Origin of the sequence: Mycobacterium sp. (assembly GCF_050701515.1) — a bacterium.
Lineage (GTDB): Bacteria > Actinomycetota > Actinomycetes > Mycobacteriales > Mycobacteriaceae > Mycobacterium.
The window spans coordinates 1-9463 of record NZ_JBOGDB010000084.1 but is presented as its reverse complement, the minus strand read 5'-3'; the positions used below and the strand labels follow the sequence as shown (position 1 = coordinate 9463).

The following is a 9463-nucleotide window of genomic DNA, read 5'->3' as shown; positions in this document are numbered from 1 at the left end:
CTCGAGGGCAACAAGATGGCGCGCGCAGGCAGAGCCGCGGCCGCGCTGGCCACCGCCGCGGTCGGCAGCTTTGTCGCGGGCACGATCGGCACTATCGCGCTGACCTTCGTCGCACCGGCGGTCGCCGACTTCGCGACGAGCTTCGGCCCACCGGAGTACGTGGCACTGATGGCCGTGGCGTTCGTGACGGTGAGCGCCTTGCTGGGCGACAACCTGCTCAAGGGCGCGGCCAGCCTTCTGCTTGGTGTCACCATCGGCCTCATCGGTATCGACTCGCAGACCGGCCAACCCCGGCTCACATTCGGTATCGACTCGCTATTTGACGGCATCGACGTCGTCATCGTGGTGATCGCGCTGTTCGCGCTCGGCGAGGCGTTCCGACACCTACTGACCGGCACCGGCGGGACGACCGTCGAACCGCTGCGGGATCGTGCGCTGTTGTCGCGTAAGGACTTTCGGCGATCATGGCCGGCGTGGCTGCGCGGCACGGCGTTCGGATTCCCGATCGGTGCCCTGCCCGCCGGCGGTGCCGAGGTGCCGACGTTCCTCAGTTATGCCACCGAAAAACGGCTGAGCAAGCACCCCGAAGAGTTCGGACACGGCGCCATCGAGGGCGTCGCGGGCCCAGAGGCGGCCAACAATGCGGCCGCGGCCGGGGTGCTGGTCCCCCTGCTGACAATCGGACTCCCGACGTCGGCCACCGCGGCAGTCATCCTCGTCGCGTTCCAGTCCTACGGCCTGCAACCGGGTCCGGAGTTGTTCAGCGAATCGGGCCCGCTGGTGTGGACGCTGATCGCCAGCCTCTACATCGGCAACGTGATGTTGCTCGTGCTCAACCTGCCGATGGCCAAGGTGTGGGCGCGCCTGTTGACCATCCCCGCGTACGGGATCTACGCCGGCGTTCTGGTGTTCGCCACGCTCGGCGCGTTCGCCACCGGCGGCACCACCTTCGACCTCGTTATCCTGTGCGGGCTCGGGCTGCTCGGCCTACTCATGCTGCAAGGCGGGATCCCCATAGCCCCCGCAGTCGTGGGACTGATTCTTGGCCCGCTCGCCGAACAACAGTTACGCCGCGCGCTCACGATTTCCGAGGGCGATCCCTCGATCTTGGTGTCCAGCCCGATCACCATCGTGCTGTGGGTCGTGGTCGTGCTCGCGCTGGTGGCGTCGATCGCAGTGCCGATCGTGCGGCGTCGTCGTGCGGCGCAGGAAAGCGTTGCAAGCGGAGTCGAGTGAGTGGTCCCGGCTGGTTTCGAACCAGCGACCTTCCGCGTGTGAGGCGGACGCTCTCCCACTGAGCTACGAGACCTGGGAACGACGTCGAAGGTAGCACGACGGCGCAGGGTGCCCTTGTCCATCTTCCGCCAGCTGCGAGGGCCCAGCGTATGGTCACGCACCTTCTGATTCCAGGCCCGGCGTCGCGCCTGGCACGGGATCGGATGGAATTTGTGCGGCTACGCTGAAGTGGACTATCGTCGTCCTTCGCGACGGGCGACGATCTCGTCCGTGGCGCGCGGATGTAGCGCAGTTGGTAGCGCATCACCTTGCCAAGGTGAGGGTCGCGGGTTCGAATCCCGTCATCCGCTCGAGGGTGCAGTCGCATCAACCCCAGCGGTGGAGTGGCCGAGTGGTGAGGCAACGGCCTGCAAAGCCGTGCACACGGGTTCGATTCCCGTCTCCACCTCCAAGACGATGTAGGCGCGATTAGCTCAGTGGGAGAGCGCTTCCCTGACACGGAAGAGGTCACTGGTTCAATCCCAGTATCGCGCACCAGCGTTTCTGCAGTTCAAACGCAGTATCCAGAGCCTCAGATGGGGTGCGTGAACTAAGCGTGAATCGACGCAATGCGTGCGCCCTCTTGACCCCAGGCTTCCGCTCGGGTCGGCCCGTCATCTTCGTCAGGTGGCGGGCCGATTGCCCCAGTTAGGCTCTCTCCATTTAGCGTTGTTGCGTGGCTGCCGAGGACAGCACAATTGACCGCGCAGCTATCGCGGCCGATCTAGAGCGTGCACGGGTCGAGTTTCACCGACTGCTCGCCGACGCGGAGCGCCAAGATGCCTGGGCCAAGCCTACGCGCGGGACCCGATGGACCAACGAGCAGTTGTTGTTCCACATGGTTTTTGGCTACATGATCGTGCAACGGTTGCTCGTTCTTGTGAATGCCTTCAGCCGGCTGCCTGATGCCGCAAGCGACGTCTTTGCCAAAGCCCTCAAAGCCGCTAGCGGACCGTTCCACGTCATCAACTACTACGGCTCCTGTGCGGCCGCCACGGTGTACAACCGCCGCAAGATGGGCGCGAAGATGGATCGCGTTATCGCCTCGCTGCATCGCAAACTTGCCCGGGAACACAACAATGCCTTCCACCGCGGGATGCATTTCCCGACGCCGTGGGACCCGTTTTTTGAGGACTACATGACGCTTGAGGATGTTTACCGCTACCCCGGGAAGCATTTCGACTTCCACGCCCACCAGCTCACCCTCGACCCGTGACGGCACCGAAGGTCCAACGTTGTTGTTGGGGCTGTTGGATCGGCCAGCATCGATTGCGGCAGACCAGCCCAGCAGCGATCCCGTTGGGCAAGCATGGGTGCGTGCGAATTTGAGGCAGGCCAGCAATCTCGTATTACCTGCCTCACCTCGGGCATCCGGTGGCATTGAACCGTTGGAATGTGGTGTGGTCCTTGGTTGTTCGGCTCGGCGGGCTCAGCGATTGGAGGTGTCGGGCAGTTCGAGGAGCCGGTCACTGATGGGACCCAGTTGCGGGTACGCGTCGGCGACGGGCAGCACGGCTCCGTCGGGATGTTGTGCGAGCCAGCCCTCGGCTGCCTCGGCGGTGGCGAAGAAGCGGCCCGGGTTGCAGCAAGTGGCACGCACCCGGGTGATGTCCATCTCCTGGGAGTCGGGAATCGAAATCACGGCGGTGCCCGGGGACATGGCGGTGACCCCGGCTCGCGGGTCGATGGTGAGGCGAATGACGGTGTCCGTGGTCGGGCAACGCGATTCGACCTGCGCACGGCTGCCGAGGATCGCCGGGAACATCAGGGTGTCAGCAGCACACCACGTATAGAGCTGGTTACCGTCCACGACGAAGGCGTGGGGGGTGGGGTTGAGAGTTAGTCCCCAACCGACGATGCGGTCCTGGTCGTCGTACTCGATGTCTTGGCCAGCGGGCGCATTGCGCACGTCAGCGACATCGATGCCGGCGGCCGCAGCGAGCTCGGTCACCGTGACCGGGTTGCCACGGGCGAGCAGCTGCATCGCGGTGCGCATCAGGTGCCTGCCGGTCTGTTGATCGGGGCCAAACAAGGTGTCCGCAATGGAGGCGGCGAAGCGGTCGGCAGTCATATTGGGCGGTGTCCTTACCGTGTGGATGGTTGTTGTGGCCGGCCGCGCAATGCCTCCAGGACGCGTTGAGGTGTTGGTAGGTCGAGGCGGCACGCATCACCGATCGGCACTCCCGGCGCGGAGCCCATCACGTCGACACCGTCGATGAGGATGGTCGGAGACGGGTACCGACCGACCCGCTCGACGATCGGGGCCTCAACACCGAGGGCGGTGAGGCACTCGGCGACCGTTTCTTTGGCGCCGGCGGCGTTGGGGCATCCCGGTGCGGTGAGAATTTCGATGCGCATGCGGATCACATCCCTGCGGCTGCGGCGGTTTCGATGTCACGCAGGATCGGGCACATACGCTCGGTGCGGGGCTGATCGCAGGTGTCGATCAAGCGGGCAAGCGCATCACGCATGCCGGCGAGTTCCTCGATTCGCTGCTGCAGGTCGGCGATCCGGGCGCGGGCCATCGTCCGGGCCTCCTCGCACGCGTCGGGACCGCCGTCCGCCAGGTGCAACAGTTCCTCGATGTCGCTGAGCGTGAATCCAAGTTGTTGGGCACGCTTGACGAACCGCACCACCCTCACAGTGTCTGCCGTATATGCCCGGTAACCCGACTTGGTGCGCTCGGGTTCGGGCAGCAACCCACGGCGTTCGTAGTACCGCAGGGTTTGGGTATTGACGTGCGCCTGTGCGGCTACCTCGCTGGTTCTCACCCCACCAGCATGAACCCTGTACCCAACTACAGAGTCAAGTCACCCGACATCGAGCTAGGTAGCGATCCGCGCCGAAGGCAACATCGTCACGGTGCGCTCCCGTCATCCTGCTTGGCTGGCGGGCCGACCCGTCGCCTATGCGACACCGAGCGGGTTTGCGGGGTAGATGACTCTTCCGCCGGCACCGCGATCGGCAACATCGTTGACTTGGCAGATCGCTGGGAGTTGGCTGGGACTATTCGTCAGCAAATGGAGAGGACGACGATGTCCCATCGTTTCAGCACCCCCAGGCGCAGGTTGTGGTTCGCCCTACTTTCGGCGGCTGTTCTTTCCGCGACGGCGCTCGTTCTTAGCCCGTCCGCGGCGGCCAAGTTCGGCGGCAACGAGCCGTGCGTTGCGTCGAACGGCATGACTCTGGACCAGGTGTACCGCCCTCAGGTTTCGATCATCAGCCCCGACTGCAATCAGTTGACCGCGGGAAAGCGATGGTCTCCGTCCGTCCCATGGATCATGAACAAGAGCTTCGAACAGGTGCCATCGGGCTTCGCCACTGACTGGGCCACACCGCTGGATGACTTCCGCGGCAAACTCAAGAAGGTCGAGTATGTGATCGATCCGGGATCACCGTACAAGTCGAACCATTCCTTCCCAAACGACGTTCTCTGGGTGGGCCAAGTGCCCGAGGCGGTAGGGTTTCCCGCTGTCAACACGGTGAGCAGCCACGGCGCACTGGCCCCGCTCCCCCCTGGCCCACACGTCGTCGATGTCTACTGGGATCTCGCCGCTCCGCATTGCGATGGCTTTACGACCGATCAAGCTGCGAGCTGTCTACCCGCGGGCGAGACACTGGTCAGGCAAATGACTTTCGATGTTGTGGCGCCGGAGGGGCCAGCTGATTAGCGACGGCCGCGAAGCGCGCCGAACGCGATAGCGATGCCGATCAGCGCGATGATCGGACCAAGGATGGACCACATGGTGGTGTTGCTCATCGGGCTGCCGCCCACTGCGCCGAATCCCTGCAGCGCGAACAGGAGACCGGCCAACGCAACCAGCACGCCGAGCGCCATGACGATGATGCGCATGGCTTCGACAATAACCGCCCGTCGGTCCGATTGTGGCGTAGGGCCGTCAAGATCGGCGCCGGCAATCGGAGACGTCCATCTCGTTCTCGCAATAGCGCGTCGACCAGCTACGGGAGCCACTTCCAGGGCTTGTCCCAATGCCCGGGCGGCGGCACGAACGGCAACTTGGCGATCTGACCAGGCGGCGGCGCGAACGGGACGTGATTTATCACTCCCGGCGGTGGTACGGGATCGGGCACGTGCCACCACCCTTTGTCGGCCTGCGCCGGCGCGGCCGCGAATCCCAGCGCGCCGACGCCCGCGGCGGCGGTCATCGTTGCTGTCACGGCGATCTTCTTCAAAAAATTCATTGTGAACTCCTTCACCCGTCTACGCGGGGATGCAAGAGGAGACGGCCCGCCGCGCCGTGGCTGGACGGCGAAGGACTCAACGCCCCCTCTGTGGTTCATCGAACCATCGCGAATGGGTGTTACGCCACGAGCGCGTTACGCCCCGCAGGCACGCAGTGTCGCACTCGGCGGAGTCCCGAAAGCAGCCTTGTAGGCCAGGCTGAAGCGGCCGGCGTGGGCGAATCCCCAACGACCGGCGATTGCGGTGACGGTGTCGCGTGCCGGGTCGGCGGCCTGCAGGTCACGATGCGCCAGATCGAGCCGCACTCGCCGCAGATACTCCAGCGGAGTGGTGCCGAGATGGCGGCGAAACGCGTATTGAACCGAGCGCGGAGTCACATTGCCCGCGCCGGCGATGTCCTCGAGGCCGATGTCGGCGTCAGCATTTTCGTGGATGAAGGCAATCGCCTCACGCAATATGCGGGGCACGTTGCCCTTGCTATGGGGACGAACCACTGTCTGAGCTCTCCTGAATCGGATGTTCACCTCGCTCGATTCGTATACCCGCCGGAGAACACCCGAAACGACCACAGCCTCAATCGCTTCCCTGACAGGATCGTTCCATGACCGAACGCATGGAGGTCCAACGGACCATCGCCGCACCGGCCGCCGACATCTTCGCGGTGCTCTGCGACCCGCATGGCCACGTCGCAATCGATTCATCGGGCATGCTCCAGGACGCCGACGGCGGCCCGGTCAAAGCCGTCGGCGACAGCTTTGTCGTACACATGGATCGCGAATCGCTCAACGACTATCCGCTGGGCAAATACGACGTCACCGTCGAAATCCGCGACTTCGACACGGACCGGCTGATCGCCTGGACGATTCTCGGCCAGATTCGCCCGCAGATCGGGCATGTCTACGGTTACCGCCTCGAGCCGTCGCCAGACGACGACGGCACGGTCGTCACCTCGTTCTACGACTGGTCCGGCATCGACCAGACATGGCGTGATGCCAACATCTTCCCGGTGATTCCCGAGAGCGCGCTGCGCGCGACGTTGGGCATCCTCGACCGCACTGTGCGGCGCGGATATCCGCGCGGGTAATCGTCAACCGCTGGTTGACGAATGGCATGCCGTCAACCTAGAGTTGACGACGTGAGTGAACCGGCCAAGATCGCGTACCCCGTTCGCCTCGACGACCTCATCAACGTGATCAAACAGGTGCATGAGGAACCACTGGATCAGCTCACCGATGCGGTGCTGGCCGCCGAGTCGCTCGGTGAGATCGCCGACCACCTCATCGGCCATTTCGTCGACCAGGCGCGACGATCCGGGGCGTCATGGACCGATATCGGCAAGTGCATGGGCGTCACCAAGCAAGCGGCCCAGAAGCGCTTTGTCCCCAAAGCCGACACCGCCGCGCTCGACCCGAATGCCGGGTTCGGCCGGTTCACACCCCGCGCCCGCAACGCCGTGGTGGCCGCGCAGAACGCGGCGCACGAAGCCGGCAACGTCGAGATCAACACCGACCACCTCATGCTTGGCCTGCTCAGCGACGACGAAGGCCTGGCCGTCGTGCTGATCAAGGCCCAGCACATCGATCCCGACGCGTTGCGCGCCGCGGTGACGCTGCCCGAGCGCAGCGATGATGTGCCGCAGCTCATCCCGTTCAACGGGCCGGCCAAGAAAGCCCTCGAATTAACCTTCCGCGAAGCACTTCGCCTCGGCCACAACTACATTGGCACCGAACACATTCTGCTCGCCCTGCTCGAGCAGGAAGACGGCGACGGCCCGCTGCACCGCGCCGGCATCGACAAGGCCCGCGCCGAAGCCGACCTGACCCGCATCCTGTCCTCGATGACCACCACCCAGGTCGACTGAGGCCATCTCACACTCACGGGCCGGGCGGCGTCTTCATGATGTGAGGGTGCGACCGTTCGAAGACGTGGTGGCCGAGCACGGCGCGACCGTGCTGCGGGTGTGCCGCGCAGTCGTCGGGCCCGTCGACGCCGAGGACGCCTGGTCGGAGACCTTCCTGTCGGCGCTGCGCGCCTATCCCGACCTGCCCGCGGACGCCAACGTCGAGGCATGGCTCGTCACCATCGCACACCGTCGCGCTCTCGACGTCGGGCGCGCGAAGACCCGGCGCGCCGTGCCCACCGACCCGGTGCCGGACCGGCCGTCGGCCCGCGCCGATCCCACCGCCCGCTACCCCGACCTGTGGGGGGCGCTGCAACAACTGCCCGACAAGCAGCGCCGGGCGGTGGCTTACCACCACATCGCCGGGCTGCCGTTCGCCGAAATCGCCGAACTTCTCGGCAACTCCCCCGACGCTGCCCGCCGCGCCGCGGCCGACGGCATCAAGACCCTACGCAAGCTCTACCCAAAGGATGAGACCGCATGACTACCAACCTTTTCGACGACCTGCAAGCCGATGACGTGGCGCTGGCCCGACTGCACCAGCGGCTGGAACGCGACGCCGCCACCGACGAACTGCTCGACGTCGCGTATCGCACGGTCGACACCCCGGTCGGCGCCCTGCTGCTGGCGGCCACCCCCGTAGGGCTGGCCCGCGTTGCCTACGACGTCGAAGACCACAGCGCCGTGCTGGCGGTTCTCGCCGAGTCGGTGAGCCCGCGCGTCCTGCGGGCTCCGGCGCGACTGGACGCCGCGGCGCGCCAGCTCGACGAGTATTTCGCCAAGCGGCGCACCGCCTTCGAGGTGCCCGTGGACCTCCGGCTCGCCGAAGGATTCCGGCGCAGTGTGATCGAGCACCTGCGCGGCATCGGCTACGGCCGCCGGGAGAGCTACGCCGCGGTGGCCGCGGCGGTCGGCAACCCCCGCGCGGTGCGCGCGGTGGGGACCGCGTGTGCCCACAATCCGCTGCCGGTTGTCATCCCGTGCCACCGCGTGGTGCGGTCGGACGGTTCCACGGGCCAGTACATCGGCGGACCGGCGGCCAAGTCGGCGCTGCTCACGCTGGAGGCCGGCTAAGAATGGGAACGGCCGCGGTCGCCGGCCGGGTATGCCATCAGAAAGTCCCGAGAAGGCCGGCGGCTTTGGCCGTCCGGGGAATCGGGACTTCCGCCGCGCAGTGGCGGAAGTTGTCGTTGCCCACTGGTAGCGTTCCATTCGGGAGTGGACGGGTCCTTCGTGCAGCGTCGGGAGACGCACCGCAGAGAAGAATCTGAGACTGAGTCAGGCCAACGAAGCCGTTGGCTTCAGCCATCAGAGACGTCACCATGCGATGCAGCAAGGAGGGGATGACCTATGCGTCGCTGCTTGGGGCTGCTGTTCGCCGCCATCACGGTCGCCGGTGCCGTGCTGGCTTCGCCGGCCACAGCGATCGACACTCCGATCGGCCGCCTGGGCGAAACGCTACGGGTGCAGTTCAAGGGCATTGTCGCCGATGTGACCGTCACCAGCGTGGACCCGTCCCCGGTGCCGCCGGGTTTCGGCTATCCGCCGCGTCCGCCGCGTCACCAGGTCTACCGCGGCAACGTGGTCATCCACGCGGTCGAGATGCCGGCCCCGTACGTGATGGCGCTGTCGTTTAGTTTCAAGGGCGTCACGCCGACGGGTGACGCGTATGAGCCGCGGAACTCCGATGCCCCCGACGCACTGCAGTACGCACTAAACAACGTGCCCGCGGGTGCGACGGTCAGCGGCGGGGTGTGGTGGGACTGCTATCGCGATCTCGTCTCCAACGTGGTGCTGATCGACGAGGTGACCGGTCTGCACCTCGGGCAGTGGAACCTGTACTGACTGGTGCCTGTCCGGGTCACCACGCCGGCCGCCGCCGAACTGCCCGAACTCGCTGACGTCGCCGCCCGAACCTTCCCGCTGGCCTGCCCGCCGTCGGTGACCCCGGAGAACATCGTGGCGTTCATCGACGAAAACCTGTCGCAGTCTCGGTTCGCCGAGTACCTCGCCGATCCAGATCGGGTGGTGCTGATCGCCCGCGAGGATGGCCGAATGGTGGGGTACGTCATGCTGATTCGCGG

The 9463-nt window shown here is 65.5% G+C and carries 14 protein-coding genes, 4 tRNA genes and 1 pseudogene; 12 read left to right on the top strand and 7 right to left on the bottom strand.

The window, feature by feature from the left end; all coding sequences use genetic code 11:
- Positions 1 to 1236 (top strand): tripartite tricarboxylate transporter permease (locus tag ACRDU5_RS07230; protein ID WP_526613802.1); only part of this gene is annotated, 1236 nt, incomplete at its 5' end.
- 1 nt (position 1237) lies between these two features.
- Here the strand turns inward: ACRDU5_RS07230 and ACRDU5_RS07225 are convergent.
- A tRNA-Val gene (locus tag ACRDU5_RS07225) sits at positions 1238 to 1309 on the bottom strand.
- Between the two features lie 204 nt (positions 1310 to 1513).
- Here ACRDU5_RS07225 and ACRDU5_RS07220 point away from each other — a divergent pair.
- From ACRDU5_RS07220 to ACRDU5_RS07205, 4 genes are all read left to right on the top strand, one after another.
- A tRNA-Gly gene (locus ACRDU5_RS07220) sits at positions 1514 to 1586 on the top strand.
- 27 nt (positions 1587 to 1613) lie between these two features.
- A tRNA-Cys gene (locus ACRDU5_RS07215) sits at positions 1614 to 1687 on the top strand.
- 11 nt (positions 1688 to 1698) lie between these two features.
- Positions 1699 to 1773 (top strand) — tRNA-Val (locus ACRDU5_RS07210).
- A 178-nt stretch (positions 1774 to 1951) separates the two neighbouring features.
- Complete coding sequence (locus ACRDU5_RS07205) at positions 1952 to 2491, top strand: DinB family protein (protein ID WP_526613801.1); 540 nt, start codon at positions 1952 to 1954, stop codon at positions 2489 to 2491.
- Between the two features lie 213 nt (positions 2492 to 2704).
- Here ACRDU5_RS07205 and merB read toward each other — a convergent pair whose 3' ends face one another.
- From merB to ACRDU5_RS07190, 3 genes are read right to left on the bottom strand one after another with little or no spacing between them, the layout of a single operon-like run.
- Positions 2705 to 3346 carry an organomercurial lyase MerB gene (merB, locus tag ACRDU5_RS07200; RefSeq protein ID WP_526613800.1) on the bottom strand — a complete coding sequence of 214 codons (642 nt, stop codon included), beginning with the start codon at positions 3344 to 3346 and terminating at the stop codon, positions 2705 to 2707.
- A gap of 14 nt (positions 3347 to 3360) precedes the next feature.
- On the bottom strand, positions 3361 to 3633 hold the full coding sequence (locus ACRDU5_RS07195; protein WP_526613799.1) for an alkylmercury lyase: 273 nt from the start codon (positions 3631 to 3633) through the stop codon (positions 3361 to 3363).
- A gap of 5 nt (positions 3634 to 3638) precedes the next feature.
- Complete coding sequence (locus tag ACRDU5_RS07190; protein ID WP_526613798.1) at positions 3639 to 4046, bottom strand: MerR family transcriptional regulator; 408 nt, start codon at positions 4044 to 4046, stop codon at positions 3639 to 3641.
- 207 nt (positions 4047 to 4253) lie between these two features.
- Here ACRDU5_RS07190 and ACRDU5_RS07185 point away from each other — a divergent pair, with 207 nt between their 5' ends.
- Positions 4254 to 4946: a hypothetical protein gene (locus ACRDU5_RS07185; RefSeq protein ID WP_526613797.1), complete on the top strand. Its 693-nt coding sequence runs from the start codon at positions 4254 to 4256 to the stop codon at positions 4944 to 4946.
- On the opposite strand, the gene ACRDU5_RS07180 is transcribed toward ACRDU5_RS07185, so the two are convergent.
- The 3 genes from ACRDU5_RS07180 to ACRDU5_RS07170 all read right to left on the bottom strand — a co-directional run bounded on the left by ACRDU5_RS07180 (position 4943) and on the right by ACRDU5_RS07170 (position 5937).
- Entirely contained in the window at positions 4943 to 5128 is a 186-nt protein-coding gene (locus ACRDU5_RS07180) for a hypothetical protein (protein ID WP_526613796.1), read from the bottom strand. The genes ACRDU5_RS07185 and ACRDU5_RS07180 overlap by 4 nt on opposite strands.
- A gap of 107 nt (positions 5129 to 5235) precedes the next feature.
- Positions 5236 to 5478: a hypothetical protein gene (locus tag ACRDU5_RS07175; protein ID WP_526613795.1), complete on the bottom strand. Its 243-nt coding sequence runs from the start codon at positions 5476 to 5478 to the stop codon at positions 5236 to 5238.
- Between the two features lie 135 nt (positions 5479 to 5613).
- On the bottom strand, positions 5614 to 5937 hold the full coding sequence (locus ACRDU5_RS07170) for a helix-turn-helix transcriptional regulator (RefSeq protein ID WP_526613803.1): 324 nt from the start codon (positions 5935 to 5937) through the stop codon (positions 5614 to 5616).
- Positions 5938 to 6080: 143 nt separating this feature from the next.
- On the opposite strand from ACRDU5_RS07170, the gene ACRDU5_RS07165 reads away from it, so the two are divergent.
- From ACRDU5_RS07165 to ACRDU5_RS07140, 6 genes and pseudogenes are all read left to right on the top strand, one after another.
- The gene (locus tag ACRDU5_RS07165) at positions 6081 to 6563 is read left to right on the top strand and encodes an SRPBCC family protein (protein ID WP_526613794.1); all 483 of its coding nucleotides are present in this window, start codon (positions 6081 to 6083) and stop codon (positions 6561 to 6563) included.
- A 51-nt stretch (positions 6564 to 6614) separates the two neighbouring features.
- Entirely contained in the window at positions 6615 to 7340 is a 726-nt protein-coding gene (locus tag ACRDU5_RS07160) for a Clp protease N-terminal domain-containing protein (RefSeq protein WP_526613793.1), read from the top strand.
- Between the two features lie 46 nt (positions 7341 to 7386).
- A complete protein-coding gene (locus tag ACRDU5_RS07155) occupies positions 7387 to 7863 on the top strand; it encodes an RNA polymerase sigma factor (RefSeq protein ID WP_526613792.1) in 477 nt (158 codons plus the stop codon).
- Complete coding sequence (locus ACRDU5_RS07150) at positions 7860 to 8453, top strand: methylated-DNA--[protein]-cysteine S-methyltransferase (protein ID WP_526613791.1); 594 nt, start codon at positions 7860 to 7862, stop codon at positions 8451 to 8453. The genes ACRDU5_RS07155 and ACRDU5_RS07150 overlap by 4 nt, the downstream gene beginning before the upstream one ends.
- A gap of 276 nt (positions 8454 to 8729) precedes the next feature.
- The gene (locus tag ACRDU5_RS07145) at positions 8730 to 9224 is read left to right on the top strand and encodes a hypothetical protein (RefSeq protein WP_526613790.1); all 495 of its coding nucleotides are present in this window, start codon (positions 8730 to 8732) and stop codon (positions 9222 to 9224) included.
- A 3-nt stretch (positions 9225 to 9227) separates the two neighbouring features.
- Positions 9228 to 9463, top strand: a pseudogene (locus ACRDU5_RS07140) (GNAT family N-acetyltransferase); the annotation flags it as partial.

Bases quoted from the DNA above. Each gene is read 5' to 3' on its own strand.
- merB (WP_526613800.1), bottom strand. From the start codon at position 3,346: ATGACTGCCGACCGCTTCGCCGCCTCCATTGCGGACACCTTGTTTGGC.
- ACRDU5_RS07195 (WP_526613799.1), bottom strand. From the start codon at position 3,633: ATGCGCATCGAAATTCTCACCGCACCGGGATGCCCCAACGCCGCCGGC.
- ACRDU5_RS07180 (WP_526613796.1), bottom strand. From the start codon at position 5,128: ATGCGCATCATCGTCATGGCGCTCGGCGTGCTGGTTGCGTTGGCCGGT.
- ACRDU5_RS07175 (WP_526613795.1), bottom strand. From the start codon at position 5,478: ATGAATTTTTTGAAGAAGATCGCCGTGACAGCAACGATGACCGCCGCC.
- ACRDU5_RS07165 (WP_526613794.1), top strand. From the start codon at position 6,081: ATGACCGAACGCATGGAGGTCCAACGGACCATCGCCGCACCGGCCGCC.
- ACRDU5_RS07150 (WP_526613791.1), top strand. From the start codon at position 7,860: ATGACTACCAACCTTTTCGACGACCTGCAAGCCGATGACGTGGCGCTG.
- ACRDU5_RS07145 (WP_526613790.1), top strand. From the start codon at position 8,730: ATGCGTCGCTGCTTGGGGCTGCTGTTCGCCGCCATCACGGTCGCCGGT.